This window comes from Pontibaca methylaminivorans, from assembly GCF_900156525.1.
GTDB lineage: Bacteria > Pseudomonadota > Alphaproteobacteria > Rhodobacterales > Rhodobacteraceae > Pontibaca > Pontibaca methylaminivorans.
Window position 1 is genome coordinate 1,375,183 of the sequence record NZ_FTPS01000001.1, and the last position, 21,752, is coordinate 1,396,934.

At 63.5% G+C, this 21,752-nt stretch carries 24 protein-coding genes; 9 read left to right on the forward strand and 15 right to left on the reverse strand.

Features of this window, described 5'->3' with window-relative positions:
• Nucleotides 1-159 precede the first annotated feature (159 nt).
• The 3 genes from B0B01_RS06775 to hrcA form a co-directional block, all read right to left on the reverse strand.
• A complete protein-coding gene (locus B0B01_RS06775) occupies nucleotides 160-2,154 on the reverse strand; it encodes a chemotaxis protein CheB (RefSeq protein ID WP_076648919.1) in 1,995 nt (664 codons plus the stop codon).
• A gap of 217 nt (nucleotides 2,155-2,371) precedes the next feature.
• Nucleotides 2,372-2,935: a nucleotide exchange factor GrpE gene (locus B0B01_RS06780; RefSeq protein WP_076648921.1), complete on the reverse strand. Its 564-nt coding sequence runs from the start codon at nucleotides 2,933-2,935 to the stop codon at nucleotides 2,372-2,374.
• Nucleotides 2,936-2,944: 9 nt separating this feature from the next.
• Nucleotides 2,945-4,006: a heat-inducible transcriptional repressor HrcA gene (gene hrcA, locus B0B01_RS06785; RefSeq protein WP_076648923.1), complete on the reverse strand. Its 1,062-nt coding sequence runs from the start codon at nucleotides 4,004-4,006 to the stop codon at nucleotides 2,945-2,947.
• Between the two features lie 111 nt (nucleotides 4,007-4,117).
• Here hrcA and rph point away from each other — a divergent pair, with 111 nt between their 5' ends.
• From rph to hemW, 3 genes are read left to right on the forward strand one after another with little or no spacing between them, the layout of a single operon-like run.
• Nucleotides 4,118-4,831 (forward strand): ribonuclease PH, encoded by a 714-nt coding sequence (gene rph, locus B0B01_RS06790; RefSeq protein ID WP_076648925.1) that lies wholly within the window; start codon nucleotides 4,118-4,120, stop codon nucleotides 4,829-4,831.
• Nucleotides 4,828-5,439 (forward strand): RdgB/HAM1 family non-canonical purine NTP pyrophosphatase, encoded by a 612-nt coding sequence (gene rdgB / locus B0B01_RS06795; protein WP_076648927.1) that lies wholly within the window; start codon nucleotides 4,828-4,830, stop codon nucleotides 5,437-5,439. The genes rph and rdgB overlap by 4 nt, the downstream gene beginning before the upstream one ends.
• The gene (hemW, locus tag B0B01_RS06800; RefSeq protein ID WP_076648929.1) at nucleotides 5,432-6,592 is read left to right on the forward strand and encodes a radical SAM family heme chaperone HemW; all 1,161 of its coding nucleotides are present in this window, start codon (nucleotides 5,432-5,434) and stop codon (nucleotides 6,590-6,592) included. The genes rdgB and hemW overlap by 8 nt, the downstream gene beginning before the upstream one ends.
• Nucleotides 6,593-6,610: 18 nt before the next feature.
• On the opposite strand, the gene B0B01_RS06805 is transcribed toward hemW, so the two are convergent.
• The 7 genes from B0B01_RS06805 to B0B01_RS06835 all read right to left on the reverse strand — a co-directional run bounded on the left by B0B01_RS06805 (nucleotide 6,611) and on the right by B0B01_RS06835 (nucleotide 13,987).
• On the reverse strand, nucleotides 6,611-7,498 hold the full coding sequence (locus B0B01_RS06805) for a ParB/RepB/Spo0J family partition protein (RefSeq protein WP_076648931.1): 888 nt from the start codon (nucleotides 7,496-7,498) through the stop codon (nucleotides 6,611-6,613).
• A 17-nt stretch (nucleotides 7,499-7,515) separates the two neighbouring features.
• A complete protein-coding gene (locus B0B01_RS06810; RefSeq protein WP_076648933.1) occupies nucleotides 7,516-8,322 on the reverse strand; it encodes a ParA family protein in 807 nt (268 codons plus the stop codon).
• Nucleotides 8,315-8,932 carry a 16S rRNA (guanine(527)-N(7))-methyltransferase RsmG gene (rsmG, locus tag B0B01_RS06815; RefSeq protein WP_076648935.1) on the reverse strand — a complete coding sequence of 206 codons (618 nt, stop codon included), beginning with the start codon at nucleotides 8,930-8,932 and terminating at the stop codon, nucleotides 8,315-8,317. The genes B0B01_RS06810 and rsmG overlap by 8 nt, the downstream gene beginning before the upstream one ends.
• Nucleotides 8,929-10,806 carry a tRNA uridine-5-carboxymethylaminomethyl(34) synthesis enzyme MnmG gene (gene mnmG, locus B0B01_RS06820; RefSeq protein ID WP_076648937.1) on the reverse strand — a complete coding sequence of 626 codons (1,878 nt, stop codon included), beginning with the start codon at nucleotides 10,804-10,806 and terminating at the stop codon, nucleotides 8,929-8,931. Before mnmG ends, rsmG begins: the two co-directional genes overlap by 4 nt.
• A gap of 3 nt (nucleotides 10,807-10,809) precedes the next feature.
• Nucleotides 10,810-12,096, reverse strand: a complete 1,287-nt coding sequence (gene mnmE, locus B0B01_RS06825; RefSeq protein ID WP_076648939.1) for a tRNA uridine-5-carboxymethylaminomethyl(34) synthesis GTPase MnmE — start codon at nucleotides 12,094-12,096, stop codon at nucleotides 10,810-10,812.
• A gap of 28 nt (nucleotides 12,097-12,124) precedes the next feature.
• Entirely contained in the window at nucleotides 12,125-13,414 is a 1,290-nt protein-coding gene (gene rho, locus B0B01_RS06830; RefSeq protein ID WP_076650097.1) for a transcription termination factor Rho, read from the reverse strand.
• 123 nt (nucleotides 13,415-13,537) lie between these two features.
• Complete coding sequence (locus B0B01_RS06835; RefSeq protein WP_076648941.1) at nucleotides 13,538-13,987, reverse strand: CopD family protein; 450 nt, start codon at nucleotides 13,985-13,987, stop codon at nucleotides 13,538-13,540.
• 390 nt (nucleotides 13,988-14,377) lie between these two features.
• On the opposite strand from B0B01_RS06835, the gene B0B01_RS06840 reads away from it, so the two are divergent.
• Genes B0B01_RS06840 through dnaQ form a run of 4 tightly spaced genes read left to right on the forward strand, consistent with a single transcriptional unit; the run spans nucleotide 14,378 to nucleotide 17,058 of the window.
• The gene (locus B0B01_RS06840) at nucleotides 14,378-14,977 is read left to right on the forward strand and encodes a Maf family protein (protein ID WP_076650098.1); all 600 of its coding nucleotides are present in this window, start codon (nucleotides 14,378-14,380) and stop codon (nucleotides 14,975-14,977) included.
• Nucleotides 14,974-15,807, forward strand: coding sequence for a shikimate dehydrogenase (locus B0B01_RS06845; protein ID WP_076648943.1), 834 nt, complete (start codon nucleotides 14,974-14,976; stop codon nucleotides 15,805-15,807). Before B0B01_RS06840 ends, B0B01_RS06845 begins: the two co-directional genes overlap by 4 nt.
• Nucleotides 15,804-16,391: a dephospho-CoA kinase gene (coaE, locus tag B0B01_RS06850; RefSeq protein ID WP_076648945.1), complete on the forward strand. Its 588-nt coding sequence runs from the start codon at nucleotides 15,804-15,806 to the stop codon at nucleotides 16,389-16,391. Before B0B01_RS06845 ends, coaE begins: the two co-directional genes overlap by 4 nt.
• Nucleotides 16,384-17,058, forward strand: coding sequence for a DNA polymerase III subunit epsilon (dnaQ, locus tag B0B01_RS06855; protein WP_076648947.1), 675 nt, complete (start codon nucleotides 16,384-16,386; stop codon nucleotides 17,056-17,058). The genes coaE and dnaQ overlap by 8 nt, the downstream gene beginning before the upstream one ends.
• 5 nt (nucleotides 17,059-17,063) lie before the next feature.
• Here dnaQ and secB read toward each other — a convergent pair whose 3' ends face one another.
• Both secB and B0B01_RS06865 read right to left on the reverse strand, forming a co-directional pair.
• Entirely contained in the window at nucleotides 17,064-17,573 is a 510-nt protein-coding gene (secB, locus tag B0B01_RS06860; protein ID WP_076648949.1) for a protein-export chaperone SecB, read from the reverse strand.
• A 65-nt stretch (nucleotides 17,574-17,638) separates the two neighbouring features.
• Nucleotides 17,639-18,109: an FxsA family protein gene (locus B0B01_RS06865; protein ID WP_076648951.1), complete on the reverse strand. Its 471-nt coding sequence runs from the start codon at nucleotides 18,107-18,109 to the stop codon at nucleotides 17,639-17,641.
• A gap of 106 nt (nucleotides 18,110-18,215) precedes the next feature.
• Here B0B01_RS06865 and B0B01_RS06870 point away from each other — a divergent pair, with 106 nt between their 5' ends.
• Together B0B01_RS06870 and B0B01_RS06875 are read left to right on the forward strand one after the other, a co-directional pair.
• Entirely contained in the window at nucleotides 18,216-18,875 is a 660-nt protein-coding gene (locus B0B01_RS06870) for a Tim44/TimA family putative adaptor protein (protein WP_076648953.1), read from the forward strand.
• Nucleotides 18,876-18,893: 18 nt separating this feature from the next.
• The gene (locus tag B0B01_RS06875; protein WP_143733019.1) at nucleotides 18,894-19,472 is read left to right on the forward strand and encodes a Smr/MutS family protein; all 579 of its coding nucleotides are present in this window, start codon (nucleotides 18,894-18,896) and stop codon (nucleotides 19,470-19,472) included.
• 18 nt (nucleotides 19,473-19,490) lie between these two features.
• Here B0B01_RS06875 and hslU read toward each other — a convergent pair whose 3' ends face one another.
• The 3 genes from hslU to trxA are packed head-to-tail and all read right to left on the reverse strand — an operon-like array spanning nucleotide 19,491 to nucleotide 21,742.
• Complete coding sequence (hslU, locus tag B0B01_RS06880; protein ID WP_076648957.1) at nucleotides 19,491-20,798, reverse strand: ATP-dependent protease ATPase subunit HslU; 1,308 nt, start codon at nucleotides 20,796-20,798, stop codon at nucleotides 19,491-19,493.
• A gap of 28 nt (nucleotides 20,799-20,826) precedes the next feature.
• Nucleotides 20,827-21,384 carry an ATP-dependent protease subunit HslV gene (hslV, locus tag B0B01_RS06885; protein ID WP_076648959.1) on the reverse strand — a complete coding sequence of 186 codons (558 nt, stop codon included), beginning with the start codon at nucleotides 21,382-21,384 and terminating at the stop codon, nucleotides 20,827-20,829.
• 34 nt (nucleotides 21,385-21,418) lie between these two features.
• Nucleotides 21,419-21,742, reverse strand: coding sequence for a thioredoxin (gene trxA, locus B0B01_RS06890; protein WP_076648961.1), 324 nt, complete (start codon nucleotides 21,740-21,742; stop codon nucleotides 21,419-21,421).
• Nucleotides 21,743-21,752: the final 10 nt, after the last annotated feature.

Below are 21,752 nucleotides of genomic sequence, written 5' to 3' on the forward strand. Positions count from 1 at the left end.
GGGATCTTGCGTTTCGGGCCAATTCACCCGGCACAGACCCGCCGGATCCGCGCAGATTCAGGTTTTCCGGTGGAACCAAAGGCCCGAACGTGGATCTGCGCATCGTCTGCAGGGGAAAGCGCCCGCGAAACGGGGCTTTTCCGGGCGAACCGGTGCCTGTTACGGAAAATTGAGCGGAAATTTCAGGCGGAACGACAGGCCGGCTTCGTCGAATTCCGATTCCGCCGTGCCGCCCAGCTGAAGCTCGGCCTGACCTTTGATCATGGTAAACCCAAAGCCGCTGCCCTTGACCTCGGCCGCGGGCGGGGGGCCGTCGCGTTCGATCCAGAGCAGGGTGAGTTCTCCGGCCTCTTCGCTCCAGGAAATGGTGATCTTCCCCTCCGGGACGGACAGCGCCCCGTATTTCACCGCATTGGTCGCCAGTTCATGCAGGATCATGCTGATCGCAAGCGCCTGCTCCTGATCGAGCCTGATAACCGGGCCGCTGATCGCGAACCGTTCGCCCTCATAGGAACTGCGCTGCATGGCGAGGATGTCGCGCAGGGAAACCGCGCTCCAGTCGCTCTGGCTGAGCAGGGTATAGGAGCCGGCCAGATTGCGCAGCCGCGGAAACAATACCTTGCGGATCTCTGCGATCGAGCCGCTGTGCGCGAGGGTCGATTTCACCACGCCGAGCGCCACCGTCAGCATGTTCTTGACCCGATGATTGAGCTCCGCGATCATGGCCGCCTGCTGTTCCTCGGCCTCGGCCATCCGGGTGACGTCGATGAAGGTCAACACGACGCCCTGAATCTCGCCTTCGAAGTCGCGATACGGGTTCAGCCGCACAAGGTGATGCAGGCCATTTTCATCGCGGTCGAGTTGCCGCTCGCGCATTTCTCCCGATCGAAGAACCTCCTGGGCCTGCGGCTCGAACTCGGGATAATCGGGAGTGCCGGACAGCTCGGCATAGGGGCGGCCCACATCGCCGGGGCGCAGATTGAAGGTGGCGGCAGCCGTCGGGGTAAAACCGCGCAGCGTCAAGTTCCGGCCCAGAAACAGCACGTTGAGCCCGACCGAATCGCACAGATTGCGAAGGTCGCCATGGCTGCGCTCGAGCATCCGCTTCGTGACTTCAAGTTCTTCCTGCGCGATCTCGTATTTCCGCGCGATAAACTGAAACCGCCGGCGCAAGTCCTCGTCCGCCGTTTCCGCCACGGCAGCGGAAGCAACGGGCAGGATCCCGGCCCGCTCGAACAGAACGAGCAAGAGCGGCTCTGGAATTTCGCCGCTCAGGGGCTCGATGCGCAAAAGGACGGATTCGCCGCGCTCAAGCCGCCCGTGAAACAGCCTTGGCGCCTGCTCTTGTGCGGACTCCTGCAACAGCGTTGTCAGGCTCGGCTCCTGCGCGGGCTGAATCATGTCGAAGATGCGGCCGGACGTTTCGTTCCAGGAAACTTCGAGAAAGCGGGCGGCGGTCTTTGACAGACAGACCACATGGCCGTCAGTGCGCAGCACCGCATAGGGCGGCGCATGACGATCGAGGATCTGCCGCTCGGCCAATCCGGCGGGGCTCCGGGCGGCACCGGGCGTTGGCGCAGGGCCGGCGCGCGAGCGGCTGCGCTCCTCGATCAGCGCACCGAGCCTTGCGCCGATCTCCCGCGCCGGCAAAAGAAACTCGGCCAGATCCGGCGCAATCGGGCCATTGATGACCGCACCATCGGCGGCGGCAAAAGTCAGCCCGCCGCTGTTCCTGACCTGCCGCAGACCCTCGACCCCATCGTTGCTGCCAAGGGACAAGACGACCGCGGCGGCGTTGTCCCGCTGCGCATCGGCCAGCGACAGGAAAAATCCGTCCAGCACGTGGCGCACATCGCCGTTCCCGCTTGCGTCCACATGCAATCGTCCGTTCCGCAAAAGCAACGCCGACCCCTCCGGCCCGACAAGGATCCGGCCGGGGTGAATCTCGGCCCCGTCAACGGCCTGTTCAACCGGACGGCCGGCCACCATGGCGAGCGATGTGCAAAATTCATTGCCAGCCAAGGCGCCGTCGCAAAGAGCAACGACCACGGCAAGCGGCCCCGAAGCGGGAAGCCCGGCAAGGAACGCGCTGAGCAACTCGAAATTGCCGGGCCCGGCGCAGACGCCGACAATGAGAAAAGTTGGTTTTGTCATCGCAACTCAGCGCAGAGCGTCCATCCGGGCCATTTCTGCGGACTATTGCGTGATCACAACGGATAGGCAAGCGACCTGACCTTCAAGTCACCCTGTCACCGTGATTTTTTGGAACATGCCGGCCCGGACCGATGCAAACGGGCGGGCGCGAGGGCGCCCGCCCGGAACACGCGGCGCATGGAAAACGGCGCCGCGCCGGGATGCCGTGCTGCCGAGGTCAGGCAGCGGGGGTGGAGGAAACCCCGACCTGCGCCGGTCGCAACAGCCGGTCGTGAAGCTGGAAACCCTCGGTCGAGACCTCGATGATATCGCCGGCGCGGGTGCCGGGAACCGGGGCCTCGAACATGGCTTCGTGCAGGTTCGGGTCGAAACGCTCGCCGACTTCCGGCGCGATGCGGGTAATTCCGTGGCGCGCGAATATGTTCAGAAGCTCGCGCATGGTAAGATCGACGCCCTCGAGCAGTGCAGCCGAAGCCGGGCTCTGCTCGTCCCCCGCGGACTGGAGCGCCCGCTTCAGGTTGTCGTAAACCGACAAAAGATCACGGGCGAGCCTGGAGCCGCCGTATTGCTCTGCCTCGCGGCGGTCGCGCTCCGACCGCTTGCGGGCGTTTTCGGCATCGGCAAGCGCGCGCATGTAGCGGTCGCGCAACTGGTCCCGCTCGGCGCGCAACTCGTCAAGCGCCACCGCCTCGTCGGTGATCTCTTCGCCGGTTCGGGCCAGTTCTTCCGCCTCGGCCTCGGCAAGGTCGTCGAGAAAGTCGTCGTTCTTCGGCTCTGCCATGTTTTACCTCTAGCTCCGGTCGGCGATCAACCGACCCACCAGTTGCGCCGTGTAATCCACAATGGGCACGATCCGCCCATAATTCAGGCGCGTGGGTCCGATCACGCCGATCACCCCAATCACCTTACGATCTGCGTTCATATATGGGGAAATAACCAGAGAGGAACCCGAAAGTGAAAAAAGTTTGTTCTCCGAGCCGATGAAGATACGCACCCCGTCGCCCTCTTCGGCCAGTTCGAGAAATTCGGCGATGTCGCGCTTGCGCTCGAGGTCGTCGAACAGCAGCCGGATCCGTTCCAGCCCGTCCTCGTCGCCGCCCTCCAGCAGATTCGAACGCCCCCGCACGATCAGGCGGGCCGAATCCACGTCGTCGCCCTCCCAAGCCGCAAGCCCGCTTTCCACCATTTCATGGGCCAGGCTGTCGATTTCCTGCCGGCGTGCGGCAATCTCGCGCTGCATCATGCGGCGTACCTCGGCCAGGGTCTTGCCCTCGATCAGCGCATTGAGGAAATTCGCCGCCTCGCGCATCGAACTCGGCGTCTGGCCGGGGGGTGGCTTGAACAGACGGTTTTCCACGTGACCATCCGAGAACACCAGCACCACCAGCGTCCGGTCGGGCCCGAGGCTGACGAATTCGATATGGCGGATCGCGGTCTCGTATTTGGGGCTGAGCACCAGCGATGCGCCCCGGGTCACGCCCGACAGCGCCGCCCCCACGCGATCCAGCATCGCCCCCACATCGGCGGTGTTGCTGGAAAGCGTCTCGTTGATCTTCTGCCGGTCGGTCTCGTTCAGGTCGCCGACCTCGAGCAGCCCGTCAACGAACATCCGCAGCCCCATCTGGGTCGGCACCCGCCCCGCGCTCACATGCGGGCTGTCGAGCAGGCCGAGGTGTTCGAGATCCTGCATCACGTTGCGCACGGTCGCGGCGCTGATCTTTTCGCTCAGCGTCCGGGTAAGGGTGCGGCTCCCCACCGGGTCGCCGCTGTCGAGATAGGCTTCGACCACCCGGCGGAATATCTCGCGCGAGCGCTTGTCGAGCTCTCCCAGCAGGCTCAGCGTGTCAGTCATGGCGGATTTCCTCCACAAGGCGCCATTAAATTCCGCTGGCCTTCAAGGTCAATGCTTGCATCGCTCCCGCAGCGGACGCTATCCCGTGGCCAAATTCCACAAGGATATCAGATGCGCCCTTCAGGACGAGATTTAAGCGAAATGCGCCCGATTTCAATCGAGACGGGCATCACGAAACACGCCGAAGGATCCTGCATGATCCGTATCGGCGATACGCATGTTCTTTGCACCGCCTCGATCGAAACCCGCGTGCCGCCCTTCATCAAGGGATCGGGGCTCGGCTGGGTCACGGCGGAATACGGGATGCTGCCGCGTTCCACATCATCGCGGATGCGGCGTGAGGCGGCGACGGGGCGTCAGGGCGGACGCACGGTCGAGATCCAGCGCCTGATCGGGCGGGCCCTGCGCGCGGGCGTGGATCGCAGCGCCCTGGGCGAGCGCCAGATCACCATCGACTGCGACGTGATACAGGCCGACGGCGGCACCCGCTGCGCCGCGATCACCGGCGGCTGGGTCGCGCTGCGCCTTGCCGTGAACCGGCTGATGGCGGCCGGCGAAATCCTGTCGGATCCGCTGCTGGATCCGGTCGCGGCGGTGTCCTGCGGGATCTACGCCGGGCAGCCGGTGCTGGACCTCGATTATCCCGAGGACAGCGAGGCCGGCGTTGACGGCAATTTCATCATGACCGGCTCGGGCCGTCTGATCGAGGTGCAGATGTCGGCCGAGGGAACGCTGTTCAGCCGCGATCAGATGGACCAGATGCTTGATCTGGCAACAAAAGGCGTGGGCGAACTGGCCGCGGCGCAACAGGCAGCGGTGCAATGACCGGGCGGCGGATCGGTGACCGGCTTCTGGTCGCGACCCACAACCGCGGCAAGCTGGAAGAGATTGCGCATCTTCTCGAACCCTTCGGCGTGTCGGTCACCGGCGCGGCGGAACTGAACCTGCCGGTGCCGGAGGAAACCGAGACGAGCTTTGCCGGCAATGCCCGGCTCAAGGCCGAAGCCGCCGCGCGCGCGACCGGCCTGCCCGCCCTTGCCGACGATTCCGGGCTCGAGGTCGAGGCACTGAATGGCGCGCCCGGCGTCTATACCGCCGATTGGGCCGAGACACCGCAAGGCCGCGATTTCGACATGGCCATGACACGGGTCTGGAACGAACTCGAAAGCCGGGCAGCCGCCGAGCCCCGCCGCGCCCGCTTCTGCTGTACCCTGGCCCTGGCCTGGCCGGACGGGGGCTGCGAGATTTTCGAGGGGCACGTGGCGGGGCGCATCGTCTGGCCCATGCGCGGGACGCAGGGGCACGGCTACGACCCGATCTTTCAACCCGACGGCCATGCGCAGACCTTTGGCGAGATGGATCGCTGGGACAAGAACCACATCAGCCACCGGGCGCGGGCCTTCGAGAAATTCGTGGCGGACTGCTTTGGCTGAAGACTGGCAACAGGGCGGATTCGGGCTTTATGTGCACTGGCCGTTCTGCGAATCGAAATGTCCCTATTGCGATTTCAACAGCCACGTCGCCCGCGACCGCGTCGACCATCCCCGCTGGGCCGCTGCCTTTCGCCGTGAAATCGCCCGGCTCGGCGCCGAAACGCCGGGGCGCGTGCTGAATTCGATCTTTTTCGGTGGCGGCACCCCCAGCCTCATGCAGCCCGAAACCGTCGCGGCCGTGATCGAGGCAGCGCAGGAACACTGGGTTTTCGCCAATGACATCGAAATCACGCTCGAGGCCAACCCCGGCTCGGTCGAGGCGGGCCGCTTTGCCGGCTACCGCGATGCCGGGGTCAACCGGGTCTCGCTCGGGGTTCAGGCGCTTGATGACGATGCCCTGCGCCGTCTCGGCCGCCTTCACAATGTCGCCGAAGCCCGCGCCGCCCATGATATCGCGCGCCGGCAGTTCGAACGTATAAGCTTTGACCTGATCTATGCGCGTCAGGGCCAGGATCTGGCCGCCTGGCGCAAGGAACTGACCGAGGCGCTGGCCATGGCGGCGGATCACCTGTCGCTTTATCAGTTGACCATCGAACCCGGCACGGCCTTCGGCCAGCGGTTCGCGCGCGGGCAGTTGCGGGGCCTGCCGGACGAGGATCTTTCGGCGGACATGTATCAACTGACCCAAGAGCTTTGCGCGGCAAAGGGCCTGCCGCGATACGAAGTGTCGAACCACGCGCGGAAGGGGGCCGAATCCCGCCACAACCTGATTTATTGGCGTTACGGCGATTATGCCGGCATCGGCCCCGGCGCGCATGGGCGCCTGACCGTGACCGGGACGCGGCAGGCAACCGAATGCCACAGTTCGCCGGGGTTGTGGCTTGCAGCGGCGGAAAACGGCAGCGGCGAGGTGCCGCGCCACCCGATCCCGGCCGAGGAACAGGCCACCGAATACCTCATGATGTGTCTACGGCTCACGGAACCTCTAGACGTTGACAGATTCAACGCGATGTCACCACTTCGCCTGAACCTACGCAGTCGCCGGATTTTGGCCGAATCCGGCATGATCCACGACGAGGGGCACGAAATTTCAGTGTCGGATTCGGGCGTACTCGTTCTGAATGCGATCATCGCCGAGCTACTGGCTGATTGACGGCGGATCGACGGCCGGTCACTTGCCGCTGAGCAAGCGGCAGAGCGTGTCAAGTTCCTCAAGATTGCTGTAGCGGACCACCAGTTCCCCCGTCTCCTGCCCGACTCGATGGTTCAGGGCGACCTTCATGCCGAGCCCCGCCGAAAGATCCGCCTCGAGCGCGACGGTATCGGCATCTTTTTCCGTTGCTCGCCGCTCGACCCCCGGGCGCGCTTCCCCGTCTTTCTCCACACGCCGCACCAGTGCTTCGGTCGCCCGGACCGACAGCCCGCCGCTCACCACCTTGCGCGCGAGATCCGACGGCGCGCGTGTCGCGATCAGTGCCCGCGCATGGCCGGCGGTCAGCCGTCCCTCCTGCAGCATCTCCTGCACATCCGGCGGCAGATTGAGCAACCGCAACAGATTGGCGATATGGCTGCGGCTTTTGCCCAGTGCCTCGGCCATTTTTTCCTGCGTATGGCCGAAACTGTCCATGAGCTGCCGATAACCGGCCGCTTCTTCGATGGCATTGAGATCCGCGCGCTGGATATTCTCGATGATCGCGACTTCGAGAACCTCGACATCGTCCAGTTCGCGCACAAGAACCGGGAGTTCGTGCAACTGCGCCTGCTGCGCCGCCCGCCAGCGACGTTCGCCCGCAACGATCTCATACTGGTCATCAAGGGTCTTGCGCACGATCAGCGGCTGGATCACCCCCTTTTCGCGGATCGACGCGGCCAGATCATCAAGATCTTCCTGCGCGAATCGGCGACGCGGCTGGTTCGGATTGGGCCGCAACTGTTCGATCGGCACCATCATATCCGGTCGCGCCGGGGCCTGTTCCGGTCCGGCATTGATCGTCACATCGGCCATGAGCGCCGACAATCCCCGCCCCAGCCCGCGCGGGCGCGCCTTGTTTTCCGTCATGCTTTCCTCCCCGAAATTCAGGCCACCACCTGGTGACGCTCCGCCATTTCCTTCGCAAGCGCCCTGTAGGCTTCGGCGCCCTGCGATTTTGGATCGTAGTTCAGAACCGGCATGGCGAAGGATGGCGCCTCGCTCAGGCGGACATTGCGCGGGATGATGGTTCGAAACACCAGATCGCCAAGGTTCTCGCGGGCGTCCTGTTCGACCAGTTGCGACAGGTTGTTGCGCCGGTCGAACATGGTGAGAAGGATGCCCTCGATCCGCAGGTTCCGGTTTGCGGTCTGGCGCACCTCCCGGATCGTCAACATGAGTTGCGACACCCCTTCCAGCGCGAAAAACTCGCTCTGAAGCGGAATCAACACCGAATCCGCCGCAACCATACCATTCACTGTCAGCAGATTCAGCGAAGGCGGGCAGTCGATCAGCACATAATCCAGCCCGAGCCCGGCAATTTCGTCCCGGTCAAGCGCGTCGCGCAGAAGAAAGCTCCGCCTTTCGGCGCCCATGAGTTCCATATCCGCGGAACTGAGATCCATATTCGCCGGAACGATAGCCAGGTTTTCCACAGAGGTTGCGCGCAAGGCCTCCGTCAGCGGGAGCTTTTCGACCAACAGATCATAAGTCGTGCGGTCACGCAGATCCGGGTCGATGCCGAGCCCGGTCGAGGCATTTCCTTGCGGATCAAGGTCGATCACGAGCACACGCGCCCCCGCCTCGGCCAGCGCGGCGCCCAGATTTATGGTGGTCGTGGTCTTGCCGACGCCGCCCTTCTGGTTCGCAATCGCAACGATCCTGGGCCCCTGCGGAGATAAAGAATCAACCAATTGATGCCCCGTCAATCTTCAGGATGACCGCGTCCTGGTCCGTTACGCTCGGAATCGCCTCATACTGGAATGTCTGCGTGCGTCGGGCTTCGGCAATCTCGTCTCGCCAACTCTTTCCCTTCGGGAACAGGCCCGTGCCTTCCGGCGCAAGGTGGCGCCCGGCAAGACCCAGAAGCTGGAGAAGCGGCGCAAGCGCCCGTGCCGAAAGGATATCCGCCCCGAGCGATGCCACGGCCTCGGCCCGCTCTGCCAGAATTTCGCAATTGAGCCCAAGCTCCTGTGTGGCGACCCGCAGAAAACTTGCCTTCCGCTTGTCGCTCTCGACGAGGACAAAGCGCAGGTCTGGTGCCTCCTCAACCGCGAGAATGGCGCAGATCAGCCCCGGGAACCCTCCCCCCGTGCCGATATCAACCCAGAGGCCGGATGGTTGGGCGCACCGGAACACCTGGATCGAATCGCGAATGTGGCGCTCCCGCAGGACGTCCATGCTTGATGCGGAGATGAGATTGATCCTTGGATTCCAGCGCCGGATAAGCCTTTCGAAGCTCTCCAGCCGCTCGGATGTTTCACGTGAAACATCCGGCAGAGTTTCATTTTCCGCGATGGTCATGCGCTCCTGACCTTTTCAAGTCGCTGAAGTCTTGCCAGAATAAGCGCAAGAGCCGCCGGTGTCATCCCATCAATAGCCCGCGCCTGGGCAAGATTGCGCGGCTTTTTCACCATCAGCTTGCTACGAAGCTCGTTCGACAAGCCTTGCAGCGCGGAAAAATCGAAATCCTCCGGGATCTCCCGGGCCTCATCCCGACGCAGCACCTCGAGTTCACGGTTTTGACGCTCGATATAATACATGTAAATCGCGTCGTTCTTGAGCTGCTGCCGGATCGGCTCGGGGACTGCTTCAAGCTCCGGGAACACGGTGCAAAGGTCGGAAACCTCGATTTCCGCCAGGGACAGCAACTGGATCCCGCTCCGGCGCGGGCCGTCCGCCTTCACCGTAATGCCGTGGTCGCGCAGCTTATGAGACGAGAACTCCCGGCTTCCGAGCAAATCGCGCGCCCGCTCCAACTGCTCGATCTTGGCCTCAAATCTGTGCTGTCGCTCAGGTCCCACGCAGCCAACCGCGATCGCAAGCGGAGTCAGCCGTTGGTCGGCGTTATCCGCCCGCAGGCTCAGCCGGAACTCCGCGCGCGAGGTAAACATCCGATAAGGTTCCGTCACTCCCCGCGATGTCAGGTCGTCGATCATCACGCCGATATAGCTGCCGGACCGGTGAAAATTGAATACATCCCGGCCAAGAGCGGCAAGCGCCGCGTTCAGCCCCGCGCAAAGCCCCTGCGCCGCCGCCTCTTCATATCCAGTCGTGCCGTTGATCTGACCGGCCAGGTACAGCCCAGGCAAATCGCGGACCCGCAATTCATGCGTCAGGGACCGGGGATCGACATAATCGTACTCGATCGCATAGCCCGGCTGCAGGATTTCGGCATGTTCAAGCCCCGTGATACTGCGAACAAAGTCGCGCTGGATCTCCGCCGGCAGCGAGGTGGAAATGCCGTTTGGGTATATCACATCGGTCCCGAGCCCTTCGGGTTCGAGAAAAATCTGATGCGAGTCCTTGTCGGCAAAGCGAACCACCTTGTCCTCGATCGACGGACAATATCGGGGGCCGGCGGCCTCGATCTGACCGCCATACATGGCCGATTGAGCCAGATTTTCGCGGATCACCTCGTGAGTTGCCGGGCCGGTGTGGGTAATTCCGCAGGAAATCTGCGGGAGATCGGGCCGGTCCGAGAGAAAGGAAAACAGCGTCGGGTCGTCGTCGCCCGGCTGCATTTCCAGCCGGTCCCATGCGATGGTTTTGCCGTTCAGACGCGGCGGTGTCCCGGTTTTCAGGCGACCAAGCTCCAGCCCGAAATCGGCAATCCGCTCTGCCAGCGCAGTCGAGGCCTGCGCCCCCATGCGGCCCCCGGCGCGTTTTTCCATTCCGATGTGCATCACGCCCCGCAGGAACGTGCCGGTCGTCAGCACGGTGGAGCGCGCGCGAACTTCACTCCCGTCTCCAAGGATCACCCCGGACACCCTGCTATCGTCAACGATCAGGTCGCGAACCTCGGCTTCGAAGATCGACAGGTTCTCAACCGCTTCCAGTTCCGCTCGCATTCTGCGCCGATACACATCGCGATCGCTCTGGGCTCTCGGTCCTTGCACGGCCGGACCCTTGCGGCGATTGAGGAGTCGAAACTGGATTCCCGCGCAGTCGGCGACGCGGCCCATAAGCCCGTCAAACGCGTCGATTTCCCGGACAAGATGTCCCTTACCAAGGCCCCCAATGGCCGGATTGCAGGACATCACGCCGAAATCGCTGCGTTTAAGCGTAACAATCGCCGTACGCGCCCCCATACGCGCCGCAACATGGGCTGCTTCCGCCCCGGCATGTCCGCCACCAACGACGACCACGTCGAAATCAAATTGTTTCACGTGAAACATTCCTCATTTTCCCAGGCAGAAGCTCGCGAAGATTTCCGACAGCAGATCCTCCGTATGGATCCGCCCCACCAGGGATTCGAGCGCAAGCACCGCGTGGCGTATCTCGGCCGCGAGAATATCATAATGATCCGGGCCGCGAAACAGGACTTCGGCAGCGATGCCAAGGGACGCATCCGCAGTTTCCATCGCCTTGCGATGACGGGCACGAATCGCCAGCCCGACGTCGGAACTGCGGGCACTCAGAATCTCCTGAACCCGTGCGACCAGTTCGTCCAGCCCCTCTCCGGTCAGGCCCGAAACCGCGCCTGCACGATCCTTCCGCGTGTCGGCCTTGGGGCGCAGAATGATATCCTCCGGCCCCGCCTTGATGTCGAAGCTTTCACCCGGCTCTGCCAGAAAGATCCGCAAATCTGCCGCTTCGGCGCGCGTCTTCGCGAGAGAGACGCCCATTTTCTCGACTTTATCCTCGGTTTCGCGCAGCCCCGCGGTGTCCAGCAGCGTGACCGGAAGGCCGCGCAGATCCATGCGGACCTCGATCACATCGCGCGTCGTTCCTGCGTATTCCGACGTCAGCGCTGCCGGACGGCCGGCCAGTGCATTCAGGAGCGTCGATTTCCCCACATTCGGCGCACCGACAATCGCGACCTCAAATCCGGAACGGATCCGCTCTGCGATTCCGCTCCCGGAAATCTGCCGCTGCAGGTCGGATCGCACGGATTCGAGAATGTCGGAAACCTCGGGTGACACATCCACCGGCACATCTTCATCGGCAAAGTCTATCGTTACCTCGACCAGCGCGGCGGCGCGAATCAGCTTTTCCCGCCAGCTTCGCGCCAGATTTCCCAGTTCACCGCTGAAAACTCGTTGCGCCTGGATACGTTGCTGTTCGGTTTCGGCGTCGATGAGGTCGGCAAGCCCTTCGACCTGGGCCAGGTCGAGCCGCCCGTTTTCCAGCGCCCGGCGGGTAAATTCACCGGGTTCGGCCATACGGGCATCGGGAAAATCGCTCAGGCAGGCCAGAAGGGAATCGATCACCGCGATGCTGCCATGGGTCTGGAATTCGACGATATCCTCGCCGGTATAGCTTTCGGGCGCCGAAAAGCTCAGCACCAGCGCATGGTCGAGGATCGCCCCGATTTGGTTGCGCAAGACGCGAAGGGACATACCGCGCGGCGGCAGCGTGGCCCCGGTAATCGTTTCGGCGATGGGAAAGGCGGCCGGCCCGGAAAGGCGAACCACAGCGACGCCTGCCTTACCAGCGGCGCTGGCCAGGGCAAAGATTGTATCCATGGCACCTCTCCTTGAGCGGACAGGTCACTCAGGTATTCATCGAATCGAAGAACTCGGAGTTGGTCTTGGTTTGCTTCAGCTTGGTGAGCAGGAATTCGACCGCGTCCGTGGTCCCCATCGGGTTCAGGATCCGGCGCAGAACAAAGGTTTTCTGCAGCTCGCCCTTGTCCACCAGAAGATCCTCTTTCCGGGTGCCGGATTTCAGGATGTCGATGGCCGGGAACACGCGCTTGTCGGCGATCTTGCGATCCAGCACCAGTTCCGAGTTGCCGGTGCCTTTGAACTCCTCGAAGATCACCTCATCCATACGGCTTCCGGTGTCGATCAGGGCCGTGGCGATGATCGTGAGCGACCCGCCTTCCTCGATGTTCCTTGCCGCCCCGAAGAACCGCTTCGGCCGCTGGAGCGCATTCGCATCGACACCACCGGTCAGGACCTTGCCCGACGATGGAACGACCGTATTGAAGGCCCTACCAAGTCTTGTGATAGAATCCAGAAGGATAACAACATCTCGTTTATGTTCAACCAGACGCTTGGCCTTTTCGATGACCATTTCGCTCACCGCGACGTGACGTCCGGCGGGTTCGTCGAAGGTCGAGGAAATCACCTCTCCCTTGACCGAACGCTGCATGTCGGTGACCTCTTCGGGCCGCTCGTCGATCAGCAGGACGATCAGATAGCACTCGGGATGGTTCTTTTCGATCGAGTTGGCGATGTTCTGGAGGATCACCGTCTTCCCCGACCGCGGCGGCGCGACGATCAGCGACCGCTGCCCCTTCCCGATCGGAGCAACGATGTCGATCACCCGCGCCGTTTTGTCCTTGATGGTCGGATCCTCGATCTCAAGCGTCAGGCGCTCGTCGGGATAAAGCGGCGTAAGGTTATCGAAAGCGATCTTGTGCCGGGCCTTGTCGGGTGATTCGAAATTGATCAGTGTCACCTCGGTCAGCGCGAAATAGCGTTCGCTGTCATCCGGGGCGCGGATGACCCCCTCGATCGTATCGCCCGTGCGCAGGGAATGCTGCCGGATCATGTCTGGCGAGACATAGATATCGTCCGGACCGGGGAGATAGTTCGCCTCGGGCGAGCGCAGGAAGCCGAACCCGTCCTGCAGCACCTCGATCACCCCGTCGCCCGAGATCTGCCAGCCCTCGTCCGCCCGCTCGCGCAGGATCTGAAACATGATCTCGCCCTTGCGCATGGTCGAGGCGTTCTCGATCTCGAGTTCCTCGGCCATGGCCAACAGGGACTTCGGGCTTTTTGCCTTGAGATCGGAGAGATTGAGCGTTTCGATGGTTTCGACGGTTTCGGCAGTCATGAGCATGCAACCTTCGTGCGGTCCCCGGGATTTGGGGTGGGTGATGCTGGAACGGGGAATTCGGCCGCCCGGCCGGGCGGTTTGGCCGCCTCGGTATCGCAGACGGACGGCAAAGTCAAATCCTCAGAAGCGCAGCACCACCGCGACCACGATCACGACCATCAGCACGGTCGGAACCTCGTTCATCAGGCGATAGCGGCGACCGCTGAGCGTCGCCCTGCCCGCAAGCAGAAGCCGCCGCTGCCCGGCAAGCCAGAAATGGAACCAGCTCATCGCCAGTACCCCGCCGGCCTTGACCCAGGGCCAGGCCAGGCCCCAGTCAACGATGCCGGGTGTAAAGACCAGTGCAAGACCGAACAGCCATGTCGTGATCATGGCCGGGTTCATGATCATCTTCAGCAGCTTTTCTTCCATCATCGCAAAGACGCTGCCGAGCCCCGCGACATCCGGTCCCTGCTCCACGTGGTGAACGAACAGCCGGGGAAGATAGAACAGCCCCGCCATCCACGAGATCACAGCCATGATATGGATCGCCTTGGTCCAAGGGTACAGCGCGCTCAGGACATCGCCCATGTGATTTTCCGCATTGAGTGGCTCTCATGTAAATAAGTTTTTAAGAGAAAGTATGTTGGTTTTATAGAGGGCGCCCGCCCTGTGGATCCTCGGCTTCCCCCGTCTCTGTCCACAGGTGGAAAATTCTGTCCCGGGTTCGGGCCGCGTCAACGGGAAACGAAGCTTTCATATTTGTTAACAGAAGGTTAACCTGACATCGGGCGGCAGGCCCCTGTGGATAAGAGCGGGGAATCCCCTGCGGGAGATCGTTCGTCCCGCGCCGCGACTTGTCCTTTCGCACAGGGTATAAGGGCAGGTCGCGCGGAATGTAAGTTTGCCGTTTCGGGGAGATTGCCGGCTCATGCCCAAATGCCGCACAAAGCGCGCTCCTTTTGTCGCAAGGTTGTCCACATGGTTGTTCCGCTGATCCTCGCCTCGGGCTCTTCGATCCGTGCCGCGCTGCTGCGGCAGGCGGGGCTTGTGTTCACGGTGGTGCCCGCGGAACTGGACGAAGCGCGGATAAAGCGTGGCCTGGTCGGGCAGGACGCTGCGCCGGCCCGGATCGCGGCGACGCTCGCCACCGAAAAGGCCCTGGCGGTGAGCCGGCAGCATCCCGATGCCCTCGTGATCGGGTGCGATCAGGTGCTTGACCACGGCGGGCGGCTTCTGTCCAAGCCGGCCGATCCCCGTGAAGCGCGCGAACAGCTGACAACCCTGCGCGGGACGCAACATCGGCTGACGACCGCCGCCGCAGTTGCCTGCGGTCAAAAGGTGATCTGGACCCAGATCGGCGAGGTCGGCTTGCATATGCGGCTGCTCTCGGACAATTATCTTGACGATTACATTGCCCGCAACTGGCACAGCATCCGCGAGGCGGTCGGCGCATACAAGCTCGAGGAAGAGGGCGTGCGCCTGTTTACGGCGATCCGGGGGGATTATTTCCATATCCTCGGACTGCCTATGCTCGAACTGGTCGGTTTTCTCGTTGACGAAGGGGTGATCGAACAATGAACGAGACCCGGATTCCTCTGGCCGGCGTGATCGGTGATCCGATCGCGCATTCGCGTTCGCCGCAGATCCATCTTCACTGGCTGCAAAAGCATGGCATCCGGGGCTATTATGTGCCGATGCCGGTCAGGGGCGACGATCTTGCCGAGGTTCTGCGCACCCTGCCGCGCATGGGTTTCGTCGGTGTGAACGTGACCATCCCGCACAAGGAGGCGGCGCTTGCCATCGCCGATCAGGTCAGCGACCGGGCCGCGCTGATCGGTGCCGCCAATACCCTGAGCTTTGACACTGACGGGCATATTCATGCCGACAATACGGACGGCTACGGGTTTATCGAAAACCTGCGCAGCGGCGCGCCCGGCTGGCGGGCCGACAGCGGCGATGCCGCGGTGCTGGGCGCGGGCGGCGCGGCGCGGGCGGTGCTGGCGGCGCTCATAGATGCGGGTGTGCCGAAAATCTGGCTGATGAACCGCACCCGGGCGCGTGCCGAAAGCCTGCGGGCCGAACTGGGCGAGCGTATCGAGGTCGAGGACTGGGCCGAGGCCGGAAACGTGATCGAGGACTCGGCGCTTGTCGTCAACACGACGTCGCTCGGCATGACCGGACATGCGCCGCTGCGGGTGCCGCTCGACGGGCTCGGCCCCGATCATGTGGTGACGGACCTTGTCTATGCGCCGCTGCGGACCCGCCTGCTGGACGAGGCCGAGGAGGCCGGCGCTACGGTCGTCGATGGGCTCGGCATGCTGCTGCATCAGGCCGTTCCCGCGTTTGAGCGCTGGTTCGGCATCCGCCCCGAGGTGGACGAGGCCGTGCGCCGGGCCGCGCTCGCATGAGCTATCGTCTGGGGCTCACCGGTTCGATCGGCACGGGAAAAAGCACCACAGCCGCGTTCTTTGCCGAGGAAGGCTGCGCCATCTGGGATGCGGATGCCGCGGTGCATCGCCTTTACGCCGAGGGTGGCGCGGCGGTCACGCCGATGGCCGCGGCCTTTCCCGAGGCGGTGCGGGACGGCGCCGTCGATCGTGCCGAATTGCGCCGGATCATCGCCGGCGACCCCGGCGCCCTGAAGCAGGTGGAGGCCATCGTTCATCCGCTGGTGCGGCAGGACCGCGCCGGGTTCGCGCCGGATGCCGCGATCATCGTCTATGACATTCCGCTGCTTTACGAGACCGGCGCCGAGCAGGAGATGGACAGCGTCGTCTGCGTGCTTGCACCCCCCGAGGTCCAGCAGCAGCGCGTGCTTGCACGGGGCACCATGACCCTTGAAGAATTTCACCAAATCCGGGATGCGCAGCTTTCGGCCGAGGAAAAATGCGCCCGGGCGGATCATGTGGTCGTGACCGATACGCTCGAACATGCGCGCGAACAGGTCCGGCGGATCCTGCATGACATAAGGACAACCACTGCCGATGCGTGAGATCGTTCTTGATACCGAAACCACCGGGCTCGACCCCTTTACCGGCGACCGGATCGTCGAGATCGGCTGTATCGAGCTGGTGAACCATGTGGCGACGGGGGCGAATTTTCACGTTTACGTGAACCCCGGGCGCTCCATGCCGGAAGAAGCCTTCGCGGTGCATGGTATCAGCGACGAATTCCTGCGCGACAAGCCGCCTTTTGCCGAAGTCGGTGCCGGGTTTCTGGAGTTCGTCGGGGAATCACCGCTGGTCATCCACAACGCTGCCTTCGACATGAAATTCCTGAATGCCGAGCTCGAATGGATGCAGCTTGCGCCGCTGCCGCTGACGCGTGCGGTCGATACGCTCGACATTGCGCGGCGGCTTTATCCCGGCGCGCAGAATTCGCTTGATGCGCTTTGCCGCCGCTTCGGCATCGACAATTCGGCCCGGACCCTGCACGGGGCGCTGCTCGACGCCGAAATTCTCGCCGAGGTCTATCTGGAACTGATCGGCGGGCGGCAGCCGGGCTTTGCCCTGTCGGCATCGCGCGGGCGCGGCACGGGAGTCGGCATTGACTGGCGCCCCATGCCGCGCCCGACACCGCTTCCGCCCCGAATCACCGAAGCGGAGCGCATCGCCCATGCGGCGCTGGTGGAAACGCTTGGCGAAAAGTCGCTCTGGTAGCGGTATCAGGCGTCGGGCCGCCGCTCTGCCGCTTGCCGCCGTGCCACTTCGTTTCGATAAAGCTGCAGGAAATCAATGGTTTCCAGATTGAGCGGCGGATAACCCCCGTCGCGGGTCACGTCGCTGACGATCCGGCGCAGGAACGGGAACAGCATGCGCGGACATTCGATCAGCAGGAACGGGTGGATCTGGGATTCGGGCACGTGTTCGATTTCGAACACGCCGACATATTCGATCTCGAGCAGGAACAGCGTTTCGTCGCTGCCCTTGCCCTTGGATTCGATGGTCAGCTTGGTCGCGACCTCATAGCGATTCTCTTCCGGCCGTTTCCGGGCATCCAGATTGACCTGCACGTTGATGTCGGGCTGCACCTCGCCGGCACTGCCCTTCTGGGCCATGACGTTCTCGAACGACAGGTCGCGCACGAACTGGCCGAGAATGCGCATCTGCGGCTGTTGCGGAGGCTGCGCCTGTTCCGCCGGGTTGCTGGTCTTGTCCTCGCTGTTTTCGCTCATGTCCTGTTCCTTGCAAGATGCGGGCATTTTCGCCTTATCAGCTTGCCGGGACCGGCTCAATGGCATCAGCCGGGGCGTCGGGGTCCCTTGACCCAGCCCGAGGGCGCATCCGGGTCACGCCGGGGCCGCACCACCTCGTATTCGCCGTCGATCACCTGGTCGCCCTGCCGCCCCCGGAACTCGGTCACGATCATTCGGGCCCGCAGCCAGCGGAGCAGCGCCATCCGCACCGGCGGCAGCAGCAGCAGAAAGCCGACCATGTCGGTAAAGAACCCGGGCACCACCAGCAGGATCCCGGAAACAAGGATCGTCGCCCCCGTGGCCAGCGGCTCGGTCGGGTCGGTCATCTCGTCAAAGGACCGCCGCAGCCGCGCCAGCGCATTGCGCCCCTGGCTGCGGATCATGACGATTCCGGCCACGGCGCTCAGCACAACGAGCGCGAGCGTCGGGAAAAGCCCGATCAGATCGCCGACCTGGATGAACAGCGCGATCTCGACGAAGGGGACCAGCACGAATGCCAGAAACAGATATACCATGAGCGCCTTGTCCTTGGTTCTGGACGGTGGACTTGACACCGCCGCTCACCTACATAGTGCCGTGTACGGATCGTTACAAAGCCTGTCGCCGCGACGTGAGGTAAAAATGAACTCACCCATCATCCAGCTTCTGGTTCTGGCTGGCATCGCGATTTTTCTGATCTGGCGCCTGCGCAATGTGCTCGGGACGCGCGAAGGCTTTGAAAAGCCGGCTGTTCCGCAGAAGCCGGCGCATAGCGATCCGCGCCCCGAATTCGAGGTGATCGAGGGCGGGCCCGACCGCGACATCACCGATCACGTGGCCGAAGGCAGCCCCGAGGCCGAGGCGCTCGCCCAGATGAAACGCGTCGAGCCCGCCTTTTCCGTGACCGATTTCGTGCAGGGCGCACGCAGCGCCTATGAAATGATCGTGACCGGGTTCGACAAGGGCGATCTGGACGGCCTCAAGCCCCTGCTTGACGAGGATGTCTATGCCTCCTTCGCGGAAGCCGTGCGCGCCCGCGAGGAACAGGGGCTGAAGATCGAATCCGAATTCGTCGGCGTACGTGAAACCGTGATCCGCGAGGTCAGCTTCCAGCGCGACAGCAACCTCGCCGAAGTCACCATGCGCTTTGTCGGAGAGCTGACCTCGGTGGTGCGCAACGCCGAGGGAGACATCGTCGAAGGCAGCCCGAGCGCCATCAAGCGCCAGACCGATGTCTGGACCTTCGCCCGCACCATGGGCGCAGCCGATCCGAACTGGCGCCTTGTTGCCACCGGCAGCTGATGGCGGGCGGGTTGATGAGTGATGGCCCGACGTCTTTCACAGGAAGAACTGGATCTCTGGCGCCGGATTACCCGCGCGACCGAGCGCCTGCACCCTGAAACATCGCTCCCGGCGGTCGAGGCCGCGCGCCCCCGCCCACCGCTCAAGGCCGAGCCGATCACCCCGTTCCGCCCGGGCAGCCGGGTGCCGCGTCCGCTTCCGGCGGTCGATCTGAACCAGCCGATGCCCGAGCGCCTGAAAGACGCGGCACTGCAGATGGACCGCAAGCTTCATGCAAGGATGAAACGGGGCAAGCTCGTGCCCGAGGCGCGGATGGACCTGCACGGCATGACGCTCGCGCGGGCGCATGGGGCGCTTACCAGCTTCATCCTCGGGGCGCAGGCCAGCGACCGGCGGCTGGTGCTTGTGATCACGGGCAAGGGAAAGCGTTCACGCGATGACGGTCCGATCCCGACGCCGCGCGGGGTGTTGCGCCATCAGGTGCCGCAATGGCTCATGATGCCGCCGCTTGCCCAGGCCGTGCTTCAAATAACGCCGGCGCATGTGAGCCATGGCGGCGAGGGCGCCTATTACGTCTATCTGCGCAAGCGCCGCTGACCCGCGTCCGGCACGCTGTCAGAGAACATAACGGCTCATGTCGGCGGTTTTCAGCAATGCGCCGAGATTGGCATCGACGAAAGCGGCATCAACGGTGATTGTGTCGCCGCTGCGGTCGGGGGCGTTGAAGGACAGTTCCTCGAACACGCGTTCCATCACCGTATAAAGCCGGCGCGCGCCGATGTTCTCGACACTCTGGTTGACCTCGGCGGCGATCCGCGCAAGGGCGGCGATGCCGTCCTCGGTGAATTCGACCGTGACGTTCTCGGTCTCCATCATCGCCGCGTACTGGCGGGTGAGCGCGTTGTCGGTTTCGGTCAGGATGCGAACGAAATCCTCTTCGGTCAGCGCGCGCAGCTCGACCCGGATCGGCAGGCGCCCCTGAAGTTCGGGCAGCAGATCCGAGGGCTTGGCGATATGGAAGGCGCCCGAGGCGATGAACAGGATATGATCGGTGCGCACCGCCCCGTGCTTGGTGGAAACCGTGGTGCCTTCGATCAGCGGCAGCAGATCGCGCTGCACGCCTTCGCGGCTCACATCGCCGCCGCGCGCATCCGAGCGGGCGCAGACCTTGTCGATCTCGTCCAGGAACACGATGCCGTCCTGTTCGACCGATTCAAGCGCGGTGCGGGTTACGGTCTCGTCGTCCAGAAGCTTGTCGGCTTCTTCGCCGATCAGCACGTCATAACTTTCCGCAACCGTCATGCGCTGGCGTTTCGTGCGCCCGCCAAAGGCTTTTCCAAACATGTCGCCAAGGTTCATCATCCCCATGTTGGACCCCGGCTGCCCCGGAATTTCCATCATCGAAAAGGGGTTCGAGCTGTCGGTGACCTCAAGTTCGATCACCGTATCGTCCAGTTCCCCGGCCTTGAGCTTCCTGCGGAACATGTCGCGGGTGGTTTCGCGCGCGTCCTTGCCGGCGATGGCCGTGACCACACGTTCCTCGGCGGCCTCATGGGCACGGGCCTTGACCTCCTCGCGCATGTATTCCCGGGTCTGGGCGATGGCCGCGTCCATCAGATCGCGGATGATCTGCTCCACGTCGCGCCCGACATAACCGACCTCGGTGAACTTGGTCGCCTCGACCTTGATGAAGGGCGCGCGGGCAAGCCGGGCCAGGCGGCGCGAGATCTCGGTCTTGCCGACCCCGGTCGGGCCGATCATCAGGATGTTCTTGGGATAGACCTCGTCGCGCAGATCCGAGCGCAGATGGCGCCGCCGCCAGCGGTCGCGCAGGGCCACCGCCACGGCGCGTTTCGCGTCCCTTTGGCCGATGATGAACCGGTCGAGTTCGGAAACGATTTCGCGCGGGGTAAGATCGGTCATGCCCTGCCTCCTCGTGCTGGGGTGAGGTCTATTTCGAGATCGTCTCGACCGTCAGGTTGCCGTTCGTATAGACGCAGATATCGGCGGCGATCGCCATGGCTTCGCGGGCGATGGTTTCGGCATCCTTGTCGCCCGTCATCAGGGCACGGGCGGCGGCAAGCGCATAATTCCCGCCCGAGCCGATCGCCGCGACGTCATGTTCGGGTTCGAGCACGTCGCCCGCGCCCGTGATCACGAAAAGATCCGCCCCGTCCGACACGATCAGCATCGCCTCGAGCTTCTGCAGATACTTGTCGGTGCGCCAGTCCTTGGCCAGTTCGACCGCCGCGCGCTGCAACTGCCCCGAGGCGGCCTCGAGTTTCGCTTCGAGCCGCTCGAGCAGGGTAAAGGCATCGGCGGTCGATCCGGCAAATCCGGCCAGCACCTCGCGCCCGGCGCTGTCAAGCCGCCGCACCTTGCGCGCGGTGCCCTTGATCACGGTCTGGCCGAGCGTGACCTGCCCGTCACCCGCGATCACCACCTTGCCGTTCTTGCGCACGCCGATGATCGTGGTGCCGTGCCAGCCCGGAAAGCTGTCCTGGCTCATGTGGGCCTCCTGTCGCGGCGCCGGGCGGCGTGGGTCATGCAATGGCTTCGTCGATCCAGCTTTGCAGGGCGGCCTTGGGGGCTGCGCCGGCCCGGTTCGAGATCACCTCGCCGTCCCGGAAGATGAACAGCGCCGGGATGCCGCGCACGCCAAGCTGTGCCGCAACGCCCGCGTTGCTGTCCACATCGACCTTGGCGATCTTGATCCGGCCGGCATATTCGCTGGCCAGTTCTTCAAGTGCGGGACCGATCTGCTTGCAGGGGCCGCACCATTCGGCCCAGAAATCGACGACGACGGGAATGTCCGCATTCTTCACTTCGGCATCGAAGGTTTCGTCCGTGACGGCGACGGTGGACATGGTTTCTCTC